Annotated in this window: 20 protein-coding genes; 15 read left to right on the top strand and 5 right to left on the bottom strand. The window is 55.4% G+C overall.

Going from position 1 to position 20,818, the window contains the following annotated elements; genetic code table 11:
* The first annotated feature begins 419 nt into the window (after positions 1-419).
* The 5 genes from AC0L6S_RS19820 to AC0L6S_RS19800 all read left to right on the top strand — a co-directional run bounded on the left by AC0L6S_RS19820 (position 420) and on the right by AC0L6S_RS19800 (position 4,691).
* Positions 420-866 (top strand): hypothetical protein, encoded by a 447-nt coding sequence (locus AC0L6S_RS19820; RefSeq protein WP_473425849.1) that lies wholly within the window; start codon positions 420-422, stop codon positions 864-866.
* A gap of 81 nt (positions 867-947) precedes the next feature.
* Positions 948-1,406: a nitroreductase/quinone reductase family protein gene (locus AC0L6S_RS19815; RefSeq protein ID WP_473425848.1), complete on the top strand. Its 459-nt coding sequence runs from the start codon at positions 948-950 to the stop codon at positions 1,404-1,406.
* Positions 1,407-1,656: 250 nt separating this feature from the next.
* Complete coding sequence (locus AC0L6S_RS19810; protein ID WP_473425847.1) at positions 1,657-3,138, top strand: glutamate-cysteine ligase family protein; 1,482 nt, start codon at positions 1,657-1,659, stop codon at positions 3,136-3,138.
* Complete coding sequence (locus AC0L6S_RS19805; protein WP_473425846.1) at positions 3,135-4,169, top strand: M14 family metallopeptidase; 1,035 nt, start codon at positions 3,135-3,137, stop codon at positions 4,167-4,169. The genes AC0L6S_RS19810 and AC0L6S_RS19805 overlap by 4 nt, the downstream gene beginning before the upstream one ends.
* A 111-nt stretch (positions 4,170-4,280) precedes the next feature.
* Entirely contained in the window at positions 4,281-4,691 is a 411-nt protein-coding gene (locus tag AC0L6S_RS19800; protein WP_473425845.1) for a hypothetical protein, read from the top strand.
* Positions 4,692-4,777: 86 nt separating this feature from the next.
* Here the strand turns inward: AC0L6S_RS19800 and AC0L6S_RS19795 are convergent, their stop codons facing one another.
* Genes AC0L6S_RS19795 through AC0L6S_RS19785 form a run of 3 tightly spaced genes read right to left on the bottom strand, consistent with a single transcriptional unit; the run spans position 4,778 to position 7,715 of the window.
* Positions 4,778-5,983: an MFS transporter gene (locus AC0L6S_RS19795; RefSeq protein WP_473425844.1), complete on the bottom strand. Its 1,206-nt coding sequence runs from the start codon at positions 5,981-5,983 to the stop codon at positions 4,778-4,780.
* Positions 5,971-7,212 (bottom strand): FAD-dependent oxidoreductase, encoded by a 1,242-nt coding sequence (locus AC0L6S_RS19790; protein WP_473425843.1) that lies wholly within the window; start codon positions 7,210-7,212, stop codon positions 5,971-5,973. Before AC0L6S_RS19790 ends, AC0L6S_RS19795 begins: the two co-directional genes overlap by 13 nt.
* 56 nt (positions 7,213-7,268) lie before the next feature.
* Positions 7,269-7,715 carry a MarR family winged helix-turn-helix transcriptional regulator gene (locus AC0L6S_RS19785; RefSeq protein WP_473425842.1) on the bottom strand — a complete coding sequence of 149 codons (447 nt, stop codon included), beginning with the start codon at positions 7,713-7,715 and terminating at the stop codon, positions 7,269-7,271.
* 304 nt (positions 7,716-8,019) lie between these two features.
* Here AC0L6S_RS19785 and AC0L6S_RS19780 point away from each other — a divergent pair, with 304 nt between their 5' ends.
* From AC0L6S_RS19780 to AC0L6S_RS19740, 9 genes are all read left to right on the top strand, one after another.
* The gene (locus AC0L6S_RS19780) at positions 8,020-8,367 is read left to right on the top strand and encodes a zinc ribbon domain-containing protein YjdM (protein WP_473425841.1); all 348 of its coding nucleotides are present in this window, start codon (positions 8,020-8,022) and stop codon (positions 8,365-8,367) included.
* Between the two features lie 201 nt (positions 8,368-8,568).
* Entirely contained in the window at positions 8,569-10,002 is a 1,434-nt protein-coding gene (locus AC0L6S_RS19775; protein WP_473425840.1) for a DcaP family trimeric outer membrane transporter, read from the top strand.
* A 50-nt stretch (positions 10,003-10,052) separates the two neighbouring features.
* Positions 10,053-11,759, top strand: a complete 1,707-nt coding sequence (locus AC0L6S_RS19770) for an amidase family protein (RefSeq protein WP_473425839.1) — start codon at positions 10,053-10,055, stop codon at positions 11,757-11,759.
* Complete coding sequence (gene glsA, locus AC0L6S_RS19765; RefSeq protein WP_473425838.1) at positions 11,756-12,775, top strand: glutaminase A; 1,020 nt, start codon at positions 11,756-11,758, stop codon at positions 12,773-12,775. The genes AC0L6S_RS19770 and glsA overlap by 4 nt, the downstream gene beginning before the upstream one ends.
* A gap of 269 nt (positions 12,776-13,044) precedes the next feature.
* A complete protein-coding gene (locus tag AC0L6S_RS19760) occupies positions 13,045-14,151 on the top strand; it encodes a YVTN family beta-propeller repeat protein (RefSeq protein ID WP_473425837.1) in 1,107 nt (368 codons plus the stop codon).
* Between the two features lie 331 nt (positions 14,152-14,482).
* On the top strand, positions 14,483-15,655 hold the full coding sequence (locus AC0L6S_RS19755) for a N(5)-(carboxyethyl)ornithine synthase (protein ID WP_473425836.1): 1,173 nt from the start codon (positions 14,483-14,485) through the stop codon (positions 15,653-15,655).
* Positions 15,656-15,903: 248 nt separating this feature from the next.
* Positions 15,904-16,089 (top strand): DUF6435 family protein, encoded by a 186-nt coding sequence (locus AC0L6S_RS19750; protein ID WP_473425835.1) that lies wholly within the window; start codon positions 15,904-15,906, stop codon positions 16,087-16,089.
* A gap of 211 nt (positions 16,090-16,300) precedes the next feature.
* Positions 16,301-16,789 (top strand): ferritin family protein, encoded by a 489-nt coding sequence (locus tag AC0L6S_RS19745; protein WP_473425834.1) that lies wholly within the window; start codon positions 16,301-16,303, stop codon positions 16,787-16,789.
* 308 nt (positions 16,790-17,097) lie between these two features.
* Positions 17,098-17,376 (top strand): YebG family protein, encoded by a 279-nt coding sequence (locus AC0L6S_RS19740; RefSeq protein WP_473428649.1) that lies wholly within the window; start codon positions 17,098-17,100, stop codon positions 17,374-17,376.
* Positions 17,377-17,475: 99 nt separating this feature from the next.
* Here the strand turns inward: AC0L6S_RS19740 and AC0L6S_RS19735 are convergent, their stop codons facing one another.
* Both AC0L6S_RS19735 and AC0L6S_RS19730 read right to left on the bottom strand, forming a co-directional pair.
* Positions 17,476-18,774, bottom strand: coding sequence for a hypothetical protein (locus AC0L6S_RS19735; protein WP_473425833.1), 1,299 nt, complete (start codon positions 18,772-18,774; stop codon positions 17,476-17,478).
* A 4-nt stretch (positions 18,775-18,778) separates the two neighbouring features.
* Positions 18,779-19,684, bottom strand: a complete 906-nt coding sequence (locus tag AC0L6S_RS19730) for an oxidoreductase (RefSeq protein WP_473425832.1) — start codon at positions 19,682-19,684, stop codon at positions 18,779-18,781.
* A gap of 313 nt (positions 19,685-19,997) precedes the next feature.
* Between AC0L6S_RS19730 and surE the strand changes: the two genes are divergently transcribed.
* On the top strand, positions 19,998-20,792 hold the full coding sequence (surE, locus tag AC0L6S_RS19725) for a 5'/3'-nucleotidase SurE (RefSeq protein ID WP_473425831.1): 795 nt from the start codon (positions 19,998-20,000) through the stop codon (positions 20,790-20,792).
* Positions 20,793-20,818: the final 26 nt, after the last annotated feature.

Genomic DNA, 20,818 nt, shown 5'->3' with positions numbered 1-20,818 from the left:
CCTCCCACGCCGACAAAGTGATCACACCTCACATGCCGGATTGGTTACTTAGAGCCAACAACATATCATATTGATGACTTTTTATATCACTATTGAATTTCTCGCAGCGTGCACTTGCAGATAGTCCCCACTATCTACAGCAGCATACCGGAGAGCGCACGATTACCATCCCGCACAAGCTTGTACTGACCTGCATTGATAGCACGGGGCTACGAGGTGTTATCAGGGTTGCACTGTATCCTGTAATGATCCAGCATAAGTAAGAGAGTCCTCTTTAACTAGCCCTGCCTGGAAGTCGGCTCACCAGAAAAATTAGCCGAATTGGCAGATCAGAGCTCTATGTTGTCAATGAGAGCCGGGGGACAGAATTTTAATAGTGTTCACGATTCCAGATACAAACCGAGCAAGAGAGGTTAATAATGATAAAAACTGTATTGTTTATTGCGACACTAGCGGTTCTGGTGGCCAGTTGTGCCGGCAACACTGCTGATAGAGAAGTTCTAACCTTGCGCCTGAACGCCGGATCTCACAATGCAGGTGCTATCGCCCAAGCCTCTTTGGTTGGACGAGGCGGCAGCACCGATATCACTTACCAGATAGGTGGCGTGCCGGTCGGCATGAGCAGGCCATTACAGCTCTACACCTTCATATATGCGGGCACTTGCTCCCAACTCTCGGCTGAACCCGTCTATTCAATGAATAATACCACACAGGCGATTCCTACGGAGACGGGTTGGAAACTATCAAAAATGGTACCGGCAGCACTTGGTGACCTCAGTGCTTCACCCCATGCGCTCATCGTACGCAGCAGCCCAGCTGACGGTAATATCGAGTTATTTTGTGGGAATATTCGCGAGCACGACTAATATCGTTGACGCTCGCCGAGCACGCTCCTTCAGATAACGAGCTAGAGCACACACTACAGCACCCGACTACACGGTGACACTATGGCTTCCAGTAACAGCTTTTACCGCTACATTCTGAACCCAATAATGCGCACCCTACTCCGTTCGCCGCTGCATGGTGTTACCAGCCAGAATATCGGCATCGTCCATTTCACCGGACGCAAAAGCGGCCGCCGTCTCAGCACTCCACTGAGCTACACTCGGGAGGGCGATATCGTCCGCCTGCTGTCCAATCGCAGTACGCGGTGGTGGCTCAATTTCCGGGGTAGTGACGTACCGGTTGAGATGGAGATCGCCCGCCAGCGAATTCCCGGTACCGCAGTCTTACTGGAAGGTGATAGCGAGGCGCTGCGCGAAGGGGTACGCCGCTTCATGCGCGCACTGCCCAGAGATGCAAAAGTCTATGGACTGAAACTCGATTCCCATGGAGAGGTCATAGAGAGCAGCCTCGCCGCAATTGCAGATGATTTAATACTGGTGGAGATTCGGCTGAATTACTGATATCCAGACTATCCCTGCCAATGACCGTATCACCCTGCGCAGCCATTCGGACTACGCAGGATTTCGCATAATCCACCCAGCCCAACCAATCAGGCCTATGGAACTATTTGAATAGCTATTTCAAGTACTGAATCCTGTGCCACACTGAAGGCAGGCAGTAATTTTTAGAGACTTCAACCCAGTGTTCAAATGCGTTAGATACGACTTGCATCAATAACATCCAGTGCTTATGCGCGCACATTAGGCCGTTATGGGTATAGAGATCGACAAGACCACTTTCACGCCAGCCGATTACCAGCGTTTTCATGACGCGCTGCTGGGTAACCTGGCTGAGCTGGAAGAGTTGCTGGTGGCGCCCGGGTTTGGCAGCGGCGCAGGGTCGATTGGTGCGGAACTGGAACTGTATATTGTCGATCGGGATGGATTTCCGCTGCATCTCAACCGGGAGATCCAGCAGGCCGCTGGGGATCCGCAACTGACGCTGGAATTGAATCGATATAACCTCGAGTACAATCTTACACCCTGCGCATTGGACAACAGCCCATTCGCGGCTATCGAAGCAGAGATTATCAGCAAGCTGGCAGACCTTGGCGAGGTGGCTGAAGCGGTAAATGGCAGGATAGTGCCGATCGGCATTCTTCCTACCTTGCGCCAGTCTGATTTGGGGGCACTGTGTGTCACCGATCGCAAGCGCTACCACGCGCTGGTAAAGCAGTTACTGCGACGAAGTGCAAAGTTCAGGATCGATATCGACGGCGAGGACCCCCTGCAACTTGATATGACCGACATCACACTCGAGGGTGCCAATACCTCGTTTCAGATTCACTACCGGGTGGCGCCGCAGCAATTCGCAGACACCTTCAATGCCATTCAGTTGATGACACCACTGGCAATAGCTATGGCCTCCAACTCACCGACATTGTTTGGCCACAAGTTGTGGCATGAAACCCGCATCCCGCTGTTCAAGCAATCGATAGACACACGGCAAGTCGACCGCTATAGCTGGAACGAACCGGCGCGGGTGAATTTCGGCCAGGGCTGGGTGCGACAGGGTGCACTGGAACTGTTCACCGAGGTAGTGCGGCTCTATCCGCCGCTATTACCTGTCTGCGCGCCTCGCCATCCACCAGAACACAATCTTTCGCGCGAACAAACCCCCTCGCTCCACGAGCTGCGCCTGCACCAGAGTACCGTCTGGCTGTGGAACCGGCCGGTGTATGACAGCGTGGACGGTGGGCACCTGCGGATTGAGATGCGCGCACTCCCAGCGGGTCCTACGGCAGTCGATATGGCCGCCAATGCGGCGTTGTTGATAGGTCTGGCCGAGGGGGTGAAGACCGACATCAACCATATACTCCCGGCGATCCCGTTTGCTATAGCGGAGTACAATTTTTACAGGGCGGCCAAGCACGGCCTCGATGCCCGGCTGGTGTGGCCTGACCGCCGCCGGTCAGGCTATGAAGAACAGCCTGTTTCCGACATTGTCGCACGCCTGTTACCCATTGCCCTTGAAGGCCTGACGTCGATAGGCATCTCATCCGCTGAAGCCGAGCGCCATCTGGGTGTGATTGAACGTCGTCTGGAGCGCCGCCAAACCGGAGCCACCTGGCAGTTAGCGAAGCTGACATCCCTGCAACGCACTCTACCGATGGATGCAGCGCTGCAGGCAATGCTCGAAGAATTCATCATTCACAGTCAAGCAAACCTCCCCATTTCGGAGTGGCCCTTATGAGTCGCGTCAAGTTCATCAAAAACCCTGCGCCATCAGATATCGGCAACAATACGGAAGAATTCCTGCACTATATGGATGGCCCGGCCTGTTTTTATCTTGCGGGAGATGACCCATCGCGAACGCGCGCGATGGTCACTCTGCTGCATGGCAATGAGCCATCGGGTGTGATGGCGCTGTATCGTTGGTTGCGGTCTGGACAACGGCCGGCGGTCAACGCTGTCTGTATTGTGGCCTCGGTGGTTGCCGCGCTAGAGCCGCCCGTATTCAGTCATCGTATGCTGCCCAGGGCGCGCGATCTGAATCGCTGTTTCCGGCCGCCCTTTGATGATGCCCAGGGCGCACTCGCCGAGGAAATACTGGAAATACTGCACCTGCACCATCCCGAGGCAGTGATCGATATCCACAACACCTCCGGCTCCGGGCCGGCATTTGGCGTGTGTACCTATATGGATCGCCAGCACGACGCACTGACGTCACTCTTCACGCAGCGCCTGATTGTATCAAACCTTGGCCTGGGCGCACTGATGGATATCAGTGAACACAGCTATCCCACCGTGACCATAGAGATGGGCGGCAGACTGGATGATGAGGCTCATGAGTTGGCCTACGAGGGTTTGTGTCGCTATTTGACGGCACCGGTCGTATTGGCACAGGGCAGAACCGACTGGGGCCTGGAATTGCTGTACGACCCGATCCGGCTGGAACTGTGTGAACACGTCACACTCACCTACGCCGAAACGCCCTGCGAATCGTACGACATCACATTGAAGACGGACATCGAACATCACAACTTCGGAACTGTGTCCGAAGATACCTTGCTGGGCTGGGCTAACGGCTCGGAACGAAGTCTGTTCAGGGCTCAGGATGCCAGCGGCCGCTGCGCCGTGAATACGTTGCTGCGCATTGTCGATGGTAAATTGTATCCGGCCAGGCCGCTGAAGCTATTCATGATCACCAACAACAGCGCCATCGCAGAATCCGATTGCCTGTTCTACGCGGTAGCGGATGATGGTTCGGCAATCATTGCCTGAGCAGGTTATCCTGTGCATGGGTAACACGCGAGGCCTCTGTACCATGAAAATCCCGACAGGTGCTTTTGGCATCCTGCTGAACACCATCCAATGAAACAGGCGAGATTTGCAATGGCGGGTAAACACCTTCTCCCGACATTGCTCCTGCTTTGCTTTCTACCCGTCGTGGCACAGCCCGCAGTGTACTTCTGCACCATCTTTACGCAGCTGCCAGATGCGCCTGAAAGTCTCATATTTCGCTTTGAGGTAGAAGGAGAGCACGCCACGCTGACTTACACCTACCGGGTAAGTCCTGCTGCGGACGCTCGGGAATTTTTCCTAGAACTGGATGTCCTGAACGACTCTGCACGTTCACTGGTCCTCGGATCATTAACGGAGGGCAATGAGCAACATGCGCCAAGATATGACGTATGGGTGCTCGACAAGCGCGATATGTATTTGAGTTCAGAGGTGACGCGCGCCAATGACGCGAATATGGCACGATCGGCGCGAAGGTCGGGAACCTGTGTGATCCAGGACTAAATACCGCGTCCGCACAATCGCCTTCTGGCGGCACACCGGGGCTCAAGTGGCGCGGCATCAGCAAAGGATTGCCGTATTGATTCAGGCTACACCTCTCGAGGAGGCCTGACGACAAGAGCAAGTGCAAACAGCACCGGCATCATCACAGCCAAAGTCAGCAGCACCTGTATGGCTGCATCCGGCGATTCACAGTGCGTCCAGTATGCGGCAACGGCCCAGGGAGCGGCAGCCCGTGCAAGCGACATCGGCACCAACATTATCCCGTTGATAGCGCCATAACTATGCCGCGACAACAATTCAGGGACCGCCATGCCACGTACAATGGTGAAGACACCATTCGCCCCGCCATAGATAATGCACAAGACGGCGAGCGTAAAGACTTCCGGTGGCGCCCAGAGCAATAGTATCGCCAATGGAAATGCGATACTGCCAAGCAAGCCAATCCGCGTAATGGTGACCTCCTCGAACAGCAGCATCAACACCCGTGCGCCCACCTGGGCCGGACCGATCAGCGCAATCGCCAACACCACAGATTGCGGTTCTGCAGCCAGCGCGATCATCAGCGGATAGATGTGATAGGTAAATCCAGAAAACAGCGCCATATAGGCACAGAACGATGCCGTGAGGAGATAAAACCTGGAGCAGCGCAGCACCGACCCAATGTGCAGCTGCGGCATCGCAGTCTCCCCCCGGACCGACTGTCGTGCACCCCCGGCGGGTGGTATGGCCCACAGGTAGAGTGGTACGGCGGCGACCGCATTGACGATTGCGAGCCCCAACAACGCACCGCGCCACCCCAACGCATCCAACATAAATTGCATCAGCGGTACAAACACCGTACTGGAAAAACCCGCCCACAGCGTAATCGCCGTGATCGCCGCACGTGCCTTTTGCGCCCCCAGATAGCGCACAGTAATCGCGAATGCAGGTTCGTACAGCAGCGCGGCCTGCAGGACACCCAGAGTGATGATGGCGACATACAGCCCGGCCAACGTCGTAACGTATGACCAGGCAATCAGTGTCAGCGATGCCGCGAGGGTCGCACCAACCATCACTTTGCGACCGTGCCCCCGGTCAATCAGCACGCCGACAGGGAACACCATCGAGGACGCGGCCAGAAGGCCAAACGCGGCTGCGCCGTATAGTTCGACACGACGCCAACCGGTGTCACTGATTATCGCCGCTGCGATCAGGGGAAAGCTGTAGTACAGCGTTCCCCAGGACACCAGTTGCCCCAGACCGAGCGCGGCGGCAAAACCGCGGTGCGCCACGATACCCTCTAGCCCTGACACACCCGCACAGACTCTGACTGCACCCCCACCGTACCAGACGTTAACGCAGAGCCCAGCGCAGCGGTAACCGAGCGCACCTGCTGGTAGCCGGTTCTCAACAGAAAGGTCGGTGCACGCCCATAGCTTTTGATACCGAGTATATACAAGCCGGTCTCGGGGTGGGAAAGCTCTGCTACCCCATGCTCGGGAACCGATCCACAGCTGTGCTTGTTCGGATCGATCAGCGGTGCCAGCTTTACCGGGCTCTGTGTCGCAGGGTCCAAAGCGACCCGCAGCTCTGTCAGTAAGCCGAGGTTGGGGCGGAACCCGGTGGCGGCGATAATGCGGTCAACCGGGGGCAGTCGACCCGAGCGACTGTGTACAAGCAGTTGGTCATCGACACGCTCAATAGCCTCCACCTGAAGCTCTGTCACGGTCTCGATTTGGCCGTGCTCCAGCAATGACTGAATGTGCACTTCAAGACGCCGCCGCTCCTGCAGTTCATCGTCTGCCGGGGAGCGCACGACGCCAGACACATTCGCACTGCGCACGCCCCAGTAAACCCGAGTACTGGCATTTTGTCCGGCGAGCGCAACCAGATCCTGCAGGGCATTGAACGCCGAATGGCCACCACCGACCACCAACACCGACTTGTCGGTGTAGTGTTCACGCGCAGCACAAAGGATGTCTGGCACACCGTAGGTGATAGCATCACCGGCATCGCACTCGCCCAGCGCGGGGATGCCGTGAGCGCCGAGCCAGTTGGGTGTCTGGTAGGTGCCGGAAGCGTCAATGACGGCACCCGCGATAATGTCCCGCTCACCGCCGTCCCCCACTACCCGCAACACGAAGGGGGCGGCATCTCTGCCGCTGGTGCGCAACACATCATGATGGCGTCGACTCACGTACCTGACCTGCGTATTAAGGTGCAGGCAAGGTGCGATCACGGGGTGCGCGGCCAACGGCAGCAGGTACTGCTCCAGCAGTTCCCGCCCAGTGGGGAATGCGTGCATAGGGGGCTCGCGCCAGCCCTGCTGTTTGAGCAAGGCGGTCGCTGCGGGGTCCACGTTATAAGACCACGGCGAGAACATCCGCACATGCCCCCAACGCGCCAGATTCGCGCCCACCTGCTCCCCAGCTTCAAGTACGACGCATCGATAGCCCTGGCTCTGTAGGTGCACGGCGGCGCTCAGTCCGACAGGGCCGGCCCCGATCACGGCAACGGGCAATGTGTTCAGTGTGTTTGGCATAAACGCTCCTTGCGATATCATGTTGTTAGTAACAACTATATGGGGAAAAAAGTGGGCTATGTGCCCAAGCGCGCACGAGCGGCGCTCGTAAGCTGTCGAATCAGGGTCAGGGCTCCATCGAGCACCTCGGGCGTAACATCCCTGATCATTTCAATCTCCTCCACAACCAGGTCGTGCCGAATCCTGCGGTAAAGCGACTCTCCCGCTGTCGTCAGTGATAGCTGGACCGCGCGCTGATCATCGGGGTCCGCAACCTTGAGAACATACTTTTTGCGCAGCAGCGCATCCACCACCCGGCTGGCGGTGCTCTTGTCCAGATACATCTCGTCTGCCAGTGCCTGCAACCTCAGCGGCCCGCGCTTGACCAGTGTCTCAAGCGCATAGCACTGCGCTACGGACACGTCGTGGCAGGAGATACAATCCCTGTCACGGAACTGATGCACGCGGATAAGCTGGTTGATGGCTTCATAGAGCTCCTCGGCGCGCTCGTGGCTGGCAGTCATAACCGTAAACCCCGATCGAATATGTTGTTAGTAACAACCTTATGCCATGGTACTGCCGGATGCAACCACAGATTGCCCGCTGCATCGTCCATACGGTGTCAGGGCGGGACTGCGCAGAAGGCACAGGGCGACTCACTGCATGCGGCCATCGCTCGAATATGTAAATCTATACATAATAGGAATCACATTTTGTTATCATAGGCCTCACGTCATACAGTGCTCCCGAGTTGCAGCACCGGCCGCTGCACTGCATTGGCACAGCACAGCCACCCTTTTTGGTTTTCCCCTTTTGAGGATATTTTTCATGTCAGATTTACCACCATGCCCCATGTGTCAGTCGCAGTTCACTTATGAGGATCGCGATCTGCTGGTTTGCCCCGAATGCGCTCACGAATGGTCTCCCGGGGCTGATTCTTCGGAAAACGAAAATGTCGCCAGTGTAAAAGATGCCAATGGCAATGATCTGTACGAGGGTGACAGCGGAACACTGATCAAGGATTTGAAGGTGAAGGGCAGCTCAAGCGTATTGAAGGTGGGCACCAAAATCAAAGTCAACCGCATTGTAGACGGTGATCACAACATAGATTGTCGCGTCGAAAAAGTGGGCGAGATGATGTTGAAATCAGAGTTTGTGAAAAAGGCTCGCGCCTGACACTGCCTCGCGCTTTTTCCGCGCAATCACAATTACTGGCTTTACTTGGCAATTATCACGGCGATGCTATGATAACTCATCCAAGCATGTCGGTTCTGTCTCAGCGACTCCTACTGACGTGAGCGCTGCAACGTGATAAAAGCTTGCATACGTTTCAAGCATTGGAACGAGCGGACGTTAGTTGATAAGGAGTATCTTCCAATGTTTAGCAATAATAAAATACATAACGTCTCGTCGAAATCAGGCCCTGCTGCGATATGTGCGCTGCTGCTTTTGGCGGGTGCTGTCCCCACGGAGGCCAGCACCGATGCCGAACGAATCCAGTTGCTGGAGGCACAGTTGCAACAGCAGAAACTGATTGCGCAACAGCAGGAGGAGGCACTGCGACAGCAAAGGGAAGCGCTGCGCACAATGGAAGAGGAAATTACGCGGCTGAAAAGTGGCCAGCCGGCACTCGTAGCTGAAAGTACCCCCCCGCCGCTACCGGAAGCAGAAGCGCACGCAGAGACAGATACCGCACCGGTGAAAGACATTATTCGAAACACCACGGTAGACGTATACAGCAGTATCCAGCTCGATGCCATCTACGACTTCAAACGCGTCGCGCCCGACTGGGAGGCCACACTGCGGCCCTCAACCATTCCGATAGAAAAAGGCATCTATGGGCAGAATGGTGACACCGTTGTCAGTGTCAAGCAGACACAGATGGGCTTTCGCTCCTCAACAAATACACCCTGGGGAGATTTCAAAACCTGGTTCGAGTTCGATTTCTTCGGGACCGGCTCGGAAGCAGGCCAGACAACATTTAACCTGCGGCATGCCTGGGCCGAAATAGGTGGGCTGGGCTTCGGACAGACGAACTCCAACTTCATGGATATCTCGATCTTCCCCAATGTCGTGGACTGGTGGGGCCCCTCCGGCATGGTGTTCAACCGCAACCCGCAGTTGCGTTATACGTGGTACCAGAAAAGCAGCGAAATCGCCGTGGCGCTGGAGAAACAGAACGGCAGCTTCAACAGCGGCATCTTTGGCGAGATATCACCGGGGTTCGGGGAGAATGCCAAAGACCGGACACAATTCCCCGATCTCACCGCGCACTGGCGTGACGAGTATGACTGGGGTCACTACCAGATTGCCGGCGTAGTGCGCGAGTTGGCGTTTGAAACGCGCGGCACGCCGGATAACCAGCCCAAGGATAGTGAGTTTGGTTGGGGCATCAACCTCACCAGCGTAGTGAACACCTTTGGCCGCGACCAGCTCAAAATCGGCGTCGTCCATGGTGACGGCATCGCATCGTTCATGAATGATGGCGGTGTGAACCTGGCACCCGATAACTTTAAAGCAAAAGCCGTAGAAGTCAGCGCTGCCAGTGTGTATTACGATCACTACTGGTCAGACCACTGGAGTTCCTCGATAGGTTACTCCATCAATCACAATGACACGCTGGACCAGATGGCGGACAACGAGTTCAAGACCGGTCAGTACGCGAGCACCAACCTGCTGTACTCCCCCTACCCCGAATTGCTCATAGGGTCTGAATTCCTGTGGGGCAACCTCGAGAATGTCGCGGGCGAGCAACAGGACGACTACCGCCTGCAGTTCACCTTTAAACACAAATTCACTGCCAGCTTCTAAACACCGCCCAACCATCATGGAACGAGCGCAGATCAACGAGGAATGCCGATATGATAGCGAGGCGCCTAGCAGCATTGTTATTTTCCTGCCAGCTCTTTGTGCCAACTACAGGCCTTGCACAGACGGGTGACAGTGCGACACCTGAATTTCGTGTAGAGGAGGCCAGCATCGCCACCATGCAGGCGGCTATGGCCGAAGGCGAGATAACCTCGCAGGAAATCGTGCAGCAGTACCTCGACAGAATAGAGAAGTACGAGGATACGCTGCACGCGACGCTGGCGATCAACCCCAATGCACTGGAAGATGCCGCGGCACTCGATCGAGAGCGCACTGCGGGCAAGGTGCGGGGCCCTTTACACGGTATTCCTATCGCGCTGAAAGACAATATCCACACTACCGATATGCCGACTACCGGCGGAGCGCTGGCGTTTGCCGGGTATACACCACCTTATGAGGCTACACTGGTCGAAAACCTGCGCGCTGCCGGTGCGATTATTCTCGCCAAAACCACGCTGACCGAACTCGCCAACTGGGTGGCTACAGGCATGCCCAACAGTTACAACGCGATACGCGGATACGGCTACAACCCCTACGATCCGCGCCCGGACCCACGCCCGGGCTTCGATGACGGGCGCGCAGTACTGGACACCGGTGGTTCCAGCTCCGGCATCGGTACTGCCGCTAACTTCTGGGCGGCGAACATCGGAACAGAAACCTCCGGTTCTATTGAGATTCCCGCCAACAACAATATGCTGGTTTCGATCAAACCTACAGTTGGCCGCGTCAGCCGATACGGTATCATTCCGATTACTGCAGATCAGGACACCGCGGGGCCGATGGCCAAGTATGTGGCCGACGCCGCTGCACTGTTGGCAGTCATGGAGAGCACAGATGAAAACGACCCCGCGACCGGCGCATGCCCACCCCCAGCCGATGGCGATTATTCTTCTTACTTAACCCGGGATGGACTTAAGGGTGCCAGGATCGGTATACCCAGAGCCTATTACTACGAGCCTACAACCACACCAGGTGCAGAGGCGCCTGTGGGCGGGTTGTCTCCTGCGGAGTCAGACGCAATGGCGAAAGCGATCTCCGTACTCAAATCACAGGGTGCGATCATCGTTGACCCGGCGAATATTCCCAGCGTGGTAGCCAAATCGGCTGCCGATAATCAGTTACTTTTCCAGAATTGCTACGACTTGCCCCAGGGCAAAGGTGGGGATGAGAATTGCTCTGTGGTAATGAAGTACGGCATGAAGCGCGATTTCAACAAGTGGCTGGATTCGCTGGGAGACAGCGCACCAGTGGCAAGCCTCACGGCGCTGCGCGAGTACAATCTGGAGCACCGCGACAACAACGCCATTCGCTACGATCAGGCCGAACTCGATATCTCGGACCAGATGGTCGTGACCACAGACAAGTCACGCTACGAGGAAGATCGTGCAAAAGATATTCGCCTGTCACGCACTGAGGGCATCGACGCCGCATTGCAAAAATATAGACTGGATGCCCTACTGATGCCGTCGTGGAAGGGTGAAAATGTCATCAACAAGGCGGGCTATCCCGCGATATCGGTACCGTTTTCCCGGGTGGAGAACGCCCTCTCACCGCCGCTACCAGACGATTTTGATCCCGAACCGATGCCCTTTGGAATCACATTTGTGGGGACGGCCTGTAGCGAGGGACGCCTGATAGAGTTGGCTTACAGCTTTGAACAGGCGACAGGAGCGCGTGTACCGCCGGTGCAGTTTCCTTGAAAGCCTGCGGATCGGCGCGTCGCCATAGGCTATTGCAGCTAACAGCAGGGCTTTTACTGGCCTTTGCACACTCCGCCTGGCCCGCATCCACCGACGCGCTGCAGATCGCTGTGGACAATGCTTATGAGTCTTTCAAGACACTGGATGAAGGCGCAAATGCGCAGTACATTCCCGCGCTGGCGGAAGCGGATCCCGACGCGTTCGGTATCGTGATACTCACAACCGATGGGCGCTTTATCGAACAGGGCGATACCCATAAGCCCTTTGCGATAATGTCCGCCGCCAAGCCGTTCACATTGGCACTACTGCTGGAACAACAGGGTCCCGAGGTGGTACTGGAACGCATCGGCGCGGAGCCCACGGGCCTGCCATTTAACTCACTCAGCGGTATCGATAAATCTGCGAACGAGCCATTGAATCCGATGGTCAATGCGGGCGCAATCACCGCTGTCAGCCTGTTGCAGGTGGATACACCTGAGGATCGGTGGCCACTGATCCTGAACTACTATAGCCAGTTTGCCGGTGAGCCCCTGACAGTGATGGGCGATGTGTATACATCAGTATCGCGAAGTAACTATCGCAATCGCGCGCTGGTGAACCTGTTGCAGTTTGATGACCGCCTCGGCGCAGACCCAACTTCCACACTGGATGCCTACAACAAGCAGAGCAGCGTTGCTGTGACTGCGCGCCAACTCGCCGTTATGGGAGCCACGCTGGCCAATGCTGGCGTTAACCCGCTAACGGGTGAACGTGTACTCAGGCAAAACCTGGTCGACAAAGTTCTCGCCATGATGATGCTCAGCGGCTTCTACGACGAATCCGGTTGGTGGGCCTACACTGCCGGGCTGCCAGCCAAAAGCGGTGTCGGTGGCGGTATTGTAGCCATAGTACCCGGCACGATGGCCATCGTGGGTTACTCACCGCGACTGAGCGAAGCGGGTAATAGCGTCCGCGGCATGAAAGCGATACAGGCAATTTCTGTGGAATTGGGACTCAGCCTGTTTCGCCCGCAGTGAAAGCGGAAACTGTCAGCGCTGCCTCTGCCAATCCATAGGCGGCCTACTGGCTACGCGCCGGCAGCCGGGGTACAAACTGTGGCATGGGTCACGATTTATACAAGCGTCGGTAGCTTTTGCAATGCTTGCTATTGCACACCCCGTGAAGGACTACTACTCTCATTTAGGATGAGCTGTGTTGTCTTGCTTTTCTATATCCGCTCATACTGTCGCCAGCGTGCAATCAAACGGCGATGCGATCGGCAAGTGCCGAAGGGAGGACCCCAACGATGCGCCGCCTGAAAGGATTTTACACCAACGTCTTGCTCGGTCTATTGTGTACCAGCGCAGTAGCGCACGCCGAGCCATTCGCCTATATCAGCAATGCTGCAGACAATACAGTCTCTGTCATTGATACAGCATCCAATACGGTGGTGGACACCTTTGCGGTCGGCACGGGTCCTTTCGGTATCACCGTCCACCCGAACGGTAACACTGTGTATACAGCAAACCTGTATGATAACTCCGTCTCCGTCATCGACGCGGCCAGCGATACGGTGATAGCTACAGTCCCTGTGGGGAACTGGCCCTTCGGCCTCGCAGTGCTGCCAAACGGAAGCGCACTGTATGTCGCAAACTTCATTGACTCCACCATTTCAGTCATCGACACAGGCACCAACACCGTCGTAGACACGATAATCGGCGGTACCAATTCCCGCGGCGTCGCCATGCACCCCAGTGGCAGTCTTGTCTATGTCACCAACACCAACGGGGACTGCCTATCCATCATCGACCCCACCACCAACACCGTGGTGGAGACAGTAGCCGTCGGTAGCCTGCCCCGCGGCGTGGCCGTGCACCCCGACGGCAGCAAGGTATATGTAACGAACAACCTTGGCAATACGGTTTCTGTGATAGCCACGACAAGCCCCCTAGGCAAGCACTCGGTGATTGCTACTATCGCTGTAGGAGAAGGCCCTATCGGTGTTGATATCCATCCTGAAAGCGGTGATGTGTATATCGGAAATCGGGATAGCGGAGATGTCTACATCATCGACTCAACCACCAACACCGTGGTGGATATCATATCGGTTGGACTCAGCCCCCGCGGTGTTATGGTGCACCCGGACAACACTGCCGTCTACGTGTCGAACGCCAGCAGCAATAGCGTATCTATCATCGACCCGACAACCCGCACCGTGGTGAAAACGGTAGAGGTGGGGCATGTGCCTTTTGCCTTTGGAGAATTTATCGGACCACTGGCGGCACCCGACAGCGACGGCGACGGCGTTTCTGATGACGTTGACAACTGCCCGTTGATAGCCAATGCGGAGCAGGAGGACGACGACAACAGCGGCCGAGGAGACGCCTGTGACGGGCTACCGCCGGGATGCTGAGTAGATTGCCCAACAGCCCTGCGGAGTGCCGTCAGCAACATCCAGATTCACCCTAAATCAATTCACCCCTACTGACCTATTAAGCGTACACTGTCTCTCCCTCCCGGTAGCCTGAGGTTCGCTACCATACTGCCAGAAGCCTGACGGTCCGCACGGGCTCCCTGAATTTATTCCAGCAAAAAGCGGCTATTCCGTGCTCGGCAGGGCCAACCAATTGCACACTGAGCTGCTGTCTATCCAGTGATACCGGGCAACAAGCTTTTGCTATCGGAACAACCGACATCACCGCGTGCCGATAGGCGTCGTGATGACTTACAAAAAAGGTAACACTATGAGCAAACTAATAATGGGTGTCATCGGCACTTCGAAAAAGGAGGATGAGCGACGTTTCCCAATCCATCCAGCGCACCTGCAGCGTATTCCTGAACATGTTCGTCAAGGTCTGATATTTGAGCAAGGGTATGGGAAGCCATTTGGCATACCCGACGAAGACATCGCTGCCCAGACAGGTGGAATTGCAACACGTCATGACATTCTCGCGGACATTGGGAACGTTATCATTGGCAAACCCGTGCTGGATGATTTAAACGAGCTTCGTGAAGGTGGCGTTCTCTGGGGCTACGTACACTGTGTGCAGCAACAGGCGATTACTCAGACTGCCGTCGATCGCAGACAGACGCTCATCGCATTTGAAGATATGTATGTGTGGACACCCAACGGCCATATTGGACGCCATACGTTCTACAAAAACAACGAAATGGCCGGCTATTGCGGTGTAATACACGCCCTGCAACTTATGGGCATTGATGGTCACTATGGCAATCAGCGCAAAACCATTATTTTCAGTTTTGGAGCTGTCAGTCGTGGAGCCATCTATGCACTGAAAGCACATGGGTTCAGGGATATTACCATCTGTATTCAACGCCCGGATCACGAGGTGCGCGAAGAGGTGCTCGACTGCCACTATGTGAAAATACGAGAGGGGCTAGAAGGTGAGGCGCGTATGATGGTCGTGGAGCACGATGGAGGAACGCGGCCTCTGGTGGATTTGATTGCCGAAGCCGATATTATCGTCAATGGCACGTTTCAAGAAACAGATAAACCCATCAACTTTGTCACGGAATCAGAAAACGCATGCCTGAAACCCGGGAGCTTGATCATAGATGTGAGCTGTGACGAGGGAATGGGGTTTTTCTTTTCCAGGCCAACGACATTCAGAAATCCGATATTCAAGCATGACAAAACAGACTACTACGGCGTCGATCACACGCCCAGCTACCTCTGGGAGAGTGCTTCGCGCTCTATTTCCGCAGCACTCATTGTTCATTTACCCACGGTGGTGGAGGGGCGTGATAGCTGGATGAAAAATGAAACCATTCGGCGAGCTATCAACATTGATAATGGCGTTATTCAGAATCCTGCAATCCTGTCCTTTCAGAATCGTGAGCTCAGTTATCCTCATAGTTGCATCATTGAGTCCCCGCGCTTGGAGGAAGCCTTATAGCCACGACTGGTGCCAATACACCATCTGGGACATAGCGGAAGCTTGTGCCCACCGGTCCAGATTCAGCAGAACAGACCTCTTCGATCGCAGCTGGAGGTACTTCCCTGCGGCCGCGAGCTCCGACGAACATCCAAAGACGGGGAAATTCTTAACCTGGCACCAAATAGCGCCGGATACTTTGATCCTTTGGACGCTCGCATGCGTATTGATTCACTAGTGCGTCATGAATTGGCTATCGAGGATAGAAAATGTTTGGATTATTCAAAAAAAACCCACTGAAGCAACTGCAGAGGGACTATGAGTCCTTGCTAACCAAAGCCTTCCAGGCCCAGCGGGACGGCAATATACGCCTGTACTCAGAGCTCACCGCGGAATCAGAAGTGCTGAGGTTGAACATTGAAGGGCTAAAATGCACTGACGATGCCAACCAGTAGCTGTAATGCACCATGTACTAAGAGAGGGAAACTCAACCGCTATCCCCAACTGGGACTCCCGGGCGCGATCAAAAAAGCATACCAGTACGTAGTTGCGTCATGGCTATTCCTCACTTGGTATAACAGGACGCCAAGTACCGAATAGTTCATGCTAATGTAGCGCCTTCACTGATGAAAGATAATAACTGAGACAAACCCCGGAGAATATATTATGTCAGGCATACCTTCTGGATATCCCACCGATCAAATAGAGGCCTTTTCCCTGCTAGGAACACGTGACCAGCTATCGATTGATGACTTGAAAATATTGGCTCTGTTAGAAGTCGCGGGTGAAGCTTTCTACCAAGCTGCTGCCAATGCGGTGACCAACGATGAGGCGAAGGACTTACTCCGAAGAAATGGTCAGGAAGAGCGCGGCCATGCTCACCGCTTGCTAAAAGCCATCGAATTACTGGGCGGGGAGTTCAACCTCCCGAATGACACAGAGAATCCCTATGTTCAACCGATGGATTTAGGTGGTGTCATCAATGCTGAATTACTCAACATTATTGAGCAGTCGGAGAAAGACGGTGATCTGCAGTACCAGGTTTGGGCGGATGCGGAACCCAACGCACAGGTGGCAAAAATTCTTCGTCAAAATGGAACCGAGGAAACGCGCCACGGTGAACGAGTAGGCCAGGTAGTAGCCCTCTTGAGCTGAACAACACCCGACTATTTGCCCATGGTTAACCCTGCGGCGACGACGGACACCCTCTCATTACTTTCAGTCGCAGAAGAACTCGTAACGCTTAAAGCGGCGGCGCTACGGCTTGTGGCGTGAGCACTGACAACTCATGGCGCGGTTAGCGCTCTACTGCATGCGACACTGGCAGCTTACCCTGCATCAAATCACAAAGCGCGTGCCAGCGAAGCTTCCCCGCAAAAAACCACTTGCCACTATAACTGTACACATATACAGTATAAGGCATCATCAACCTACCTTTGAGGTGAGCTGTGGCCGTAGTAGCAATGTGGAAATGCGATCGAGACGATGCAATGTTTGATACCAAAAAGAATGCCGATGCCCATGACAAGATGCTGGAGTTGGCTGAACATTTCAGCCTGTTTCTGGAAAAGCAGATCGAAGGCATCAGTGAGCAGGATGCGGAAAAAATCGGCCTGCTGTTATCCAGAAACAAGGATACCCTGATCGCCGCGTGCAAAGGCAAGCCTGAACTTCTGTCGGACATTGGCAGTGAGAGCACGCAGGAAGCCACGAATATTACGCCGCTGGCTGCAAAAGCCTAGTGGCAGTAAGCGCCACTAACCCGCGTCCGGATTCGCGAATCACAGTGCTGCAGCAAAGGCAGGTGTAGTAAGGGCCTCCAGGGATGCAAACCGGGCGCGCTATTCGGGAACGTATCCTATCGGCCCACCGAGTTCTACACTATAACCGTTGCCGTGATTGCACTCGGACAGATCGGTCGTCGAAAGATGGTCATTCAGCGCCGGATTGTAGCAGCGATACAGTGGCAGCGGCGCTGCGCGGCTTGCAGCGCTGGCGACAAACCCCATTGAGCCATCGAGGGTATTCCCCTCCCCTTCACAGCCCGCATCAGCACTGATAAAGGATTCGAGTTTGTTTGTTGCTGCGCGGCAGCGGAAAATCTCTTTCGCAGTGGAAAACGCACGGGAAAATGTGCGATAGGCAGGCCCTTCGTACAGATAACCATTTTCCGGACCCAGTTCATTAGCATCCCTGGAGGGCATGTGGTTAATGAAAACCGGGTCGTAAAACCGGTATATGGAAACCCTGCTCACCGGCGAGGGCACCGGCTTATTGAGCGGCGGCGCTACACAGTAACCCTGGTTTTGTTGGCAAATCGCATCGTCGCTGTCGATACAGTATTCTTCTTCCACCAATCGGACAGGCCCGACAGACGCGGGCACATTCTCGTCTGGCCGCGTATTGGAAAACCCACACCAACCGTAGCCCTCGCAATACCACTGTTCTTCTGTCAACACAAATTCGCCACCGCAGGATTTCACAGAGTCATACGCCATGCGTAATACAGAGCCGACAGCTTGTTCAAACACGACTGGAACGCGCTGATCATCACAGAGACTTTGGTAACAGCGCTCGTAAACAATATAGCGATGCTTCTGCAGAATAATTCGCCCCCTGATATCGTCGGGGCCAACATCAAAGCAGGTATTCAGATCGTTGATATGCACATCGTGTGAGCGACAGCCATCCATAAACTGGTGCCACTTGCCATCGGGAATGACATTTTCAGGGACGATCACCAAACCCTCGGGGTGAAACTCTTCCTTGATAGTGCCATCGATCGCGGTACTGCCTGTAGAGCGAATGATTTTCCAGACGCCGCCTGTATTTTGCAGGACATCGGGGGGATCTCCCCAGGGCCGGACACCGTCGACTGCAATGGTCTTTTTCACGGCCTGATCACCAGCGGCTATGGTCGTCACGAGGCGCAGCGAACCGCCGCCTGAGCGCACAAGAACGGCGCGGTTATCTTTGGCACGAACTATCCAGCGCGATGCCGGCTGTGTCGCTGCGGTGGTTTCAGCATAGTTCCCGGCTGTGCTACTACTGGCTGTCTCTCCCGATGCCTCTACTGCGCCGGGAACGATAGCCAGAAAAAACACCAGCGGGATGCCGAACCCAATCACCCTCGTCCTCATCGAGCTAGATACCCGGGTCTATGCCTGTCATCTCGATTGACAATTCCCACAGCCGACGCGCGACTTCCTCGTTGCGACTGGCGCGCGTCGATCTGACTTTCACTGCTGGGCCCGATGTCTCCATGCGCTTGCTGGGCCCGTAGTAATCGCCGCCGGCGACCAGTTCCCCGGTAGCGGCCAACAGCGTGGGCCAAGCGCCCTGATGGGCGCTGTTCATCAGCGGCATCATCAGCGGCATCAACCTCTGCAGCGGGCCGGGCACATAGCGGGACAACTCCGTTTCAGCAATACCGGGATGTGCCATCACCGAAATCGTATCGGCATTCACCGCTGACAGGCGGCGCTGCAATTCATAGCCAAACAACAGGTTGGCCAGTTTACTTTGGGCATAGCGGGTGACCGGGTTATAGCGTCGCTCAGCGTTGATATCATCGAAGAATATCTTGCCACTCTTATGCGCGATGCTGGAAGTGCTGACAACTCTTGCCCTGGCGGTGCTCCGCAGTTTGTCGAGCAGCAGGCCCGTTAACGCGAACGGCCCCAGGTGATTCACGCCAAACTGCGATTCAAAACCATCTTCGGTGAGTTCATAAGGTGGCACCATAATGCCGGCATTATTGATCAGTACATCCAGCCTGGCTTCTCGCTCCACAGTCGCTGCGGCACGCTTGATGGAGTCCAGGCTGGCCAGATCGAGAGCGATGATGTCGATATCGGCATCCGGGTATCCAGCCAGTACATCGGCTACTGCCTGACTCGCCCGGGATTGTGAACGGCAGCCGATCAGCACGCGGGCGCCCTTACTGGCCAATACCTTGGCGGCTTCAAAGCCCAGCCCGGCATTGGCACCGGTAATGAAGAAGGTCTTTCCTGTCTGGTCGGGTACCTCGGCGGCGGTAAAACCTTTCATGCGTTTGCTCCTTTTGGGGTAGCGGTGTCGGTTGGTATGTGGGTACCCCATCGAAGGGCGTCTGCTGCCTGCAGATGCAGCTCCGGAAAGGTGCATTATCCGATGCCGCTGTTCATTACAGGAACTCACTATAACGGGCACTAAAAGGCATTGCGTTTGAATTAGCAAACCAGCCTCCCGGATATCCCGCGCATGTGCTTCTCATATTACATGATATTGTGATAGCTTTTCTGCGCGGAGGCGAAATGACGGCTTCCCCAAACACTCACGACCTCAAACAACGATTCCCCGATTGTTCACTAGCGAGTTATCTATGAATTTACGAATTGCTGCTGCACTTGTTGCCTGCGCCCTTTCACTGACTGCATGTTCGAATAGCTCCAATAACTCGAACGACTCCGACCCGTCGAACCAGACGTTGACCATTTTGGTAACCAATGACGATGGTATTGGTGCCCCCGGGATAGACGCGCTGGTAAACCAGCTCATCCAGTTGAACAATGTCGACGTCAAGGTAGTAGCGCCGGCGGAGAACCAGAGCGGCTCATCCGACAAGACCACCGATGGCGATGTGGTGTGGACCGATTCAGCTACTGTCAGCGGTTACTCCGGAGTGGCGGTTTACGGCTACCCGGCAGACGCCGTGAACGTCGCACTTGATGAACTGGATATCACACCAAACCTCGTCGTATCCGGCGTGAACTCGGGCCAGAATGTGGGCCCATTTGCCCCGCTCTCAGGCACAGTAGGTGCTGCGCAAACCGGAGCGCGTGCGGGTTATCCCGCCATCGCAGCCAGCGCCGGACTCGGTGAGGACGCCGATTTTGGCGCAGCCGTGGATCTGGTGATTAACTGGATAACAGACAACCGCGCCGCCCTGGACAACGGGACGAGCAGCGCTGAAACAGTGACCAGCTTCAACGTACCCGACTGCACTGAGGGCAGTATCAGAGAGCTGGTTGAGGTACCGCGTGCAGATTCCATCCCGCAGGGCGAGAACGTGTTTTTCACCGACTGTGCGGTGGAGCCGGACGGCCCACCGACCACTGATGTCGACGCGATGATCAAGGGTTTCGCCGCCCAGACCCAACTGCCGCTGGATTTCTAGTGGGGGAAACCCGTCTGGTATAGCGT

This window comes from Halioglobus sp. D3-4, from assembly GCF_055809315.1.
Note: the sequence above shows the minus strand (reverse complement) of the source record. Positions and strands in the feature narration are given on the sequence as shown.

Coding starts and splice junctions, on each gene's coding strand:
- AC0L6S_RS19820 (WP_473425849.1), top strand. CDS start 420: ATGATAAAAACTGTATTGTTTATTGCGACACTAGCGGTTCTGGTGGCC.
- AC0L6S_RS19815 (WP_473425848.1), top strand. CDS start 948: ATGGCTTCCAGTAACAGCTTTTACCGCTACATTCTGAACCCAATAATG.
- AC0L6S_RS19810 (WP_473425847.1), top strand. CDS start 1,657: ATGGGTATAGAGATCGACAAGACCACTTTCACGCCAGCCGATTACCAG.
- AC0L6S_RS19805 (WP_473425846.1), top strand. CDS start 3,135: ATGAGTCGCGTCAAGTTCATCAAAAACCCTGCGCCATCAGATATCGGC.
- AC0L6S_RS19800 (WP_473425845.1), top strand. CDS start 4,281: ATGGCGGGTAAACACCTTCTCCCGACATTGCTCCTGCTTTGCTTTCTA.
- AC0L6S_RS19790 (WP_473425843.1), bottom strand. CDS start 7,212: ATGCCAAACACACTGAACACATTGCCCGTTGCCGTGATCGGGGCCGGC.
- AC0L6S_RS19785 (WP_473425842.1), bottom strand. CDS start 7,715: ATGACTGCCAGCCACGAGCGCGCCGAGGAGCTCTATGAAGCCATCAAC.
- AC0L6S_RS19780 (WP_473425841.1), top strand. CDS start 8,020: ATGTCAGATTTACCACCATGCCCCATGTGTCAGTCGCAGTTCACTTAT.
- AC0L6S_RS19775 (WP_473425840.1), top strand. CDS start 8,569: ATGTTTAGCAATAATAAAATACATAACGTCTCGTCGAAATCAGGCCCT.
- AC0L6S_RS19770 (WP_473425839.1), top strand. CDS start 10,053: ATGATAGCGAGGCGCCTAGCAGCATTGTTATTTTCCTGCCAGCTCTTT.
- AC0L6S_RS19760 (WP_473425837.1), top strand. CDS start 13,045: ATGCGCCGCCTGAAAGGATTTTACACCAACGTCTTGCTCGGTCTATTG.
- AC0L6S_RS19755 (WP_473425836.1), top strand. CDS start 14,483: ATGAGCAAACTAATAATGGGTGTCATCGGCACTTCGAAAAAGGAGGAT.
- AC0L6S_RS19750 (WP_473425835.1), top strand. CDS start 15,904: ATGTTTGGATTATTCAAAAAAAACCCACTGAAGCAACTGCAGAGGGAC.
- AC0L6S_RS19745 (WP_473425834.1), top strand. CDS start 16,301: ATGTCAGGCATACCTTCTGGATATCCCACCGATCAAATAGAGGCCTTT.
- AC0L6S_RS19740 (WP_473428649.1), top strand. CDS start 17,098: ATGTGGAAATGCGATCGAGACGATGCAATGTTTGATACCAAAAAGAAT.
- AC0L6S_RS19735 (WP_473425833.1), bottom strand. CDS start 18,774: ATGAGGACGAGGGTGATTGGGTTCGGCATCCCGCTGGTGTTTTTTCTG.
- AC0L6S_RS19730 (WP_473425832.1), bottom strand. CDS start 19,684: ATGAAAGGTTTTACCGCCGCCGAGGTACCCGACCAGACAGGAAAGACC.
- surE (WP_473425831.1), top strand. CDS start 19,998: ATGAATTTACGAATTGCTGCTGCACTTGTTGCCTGCGCCCTTTCACTG.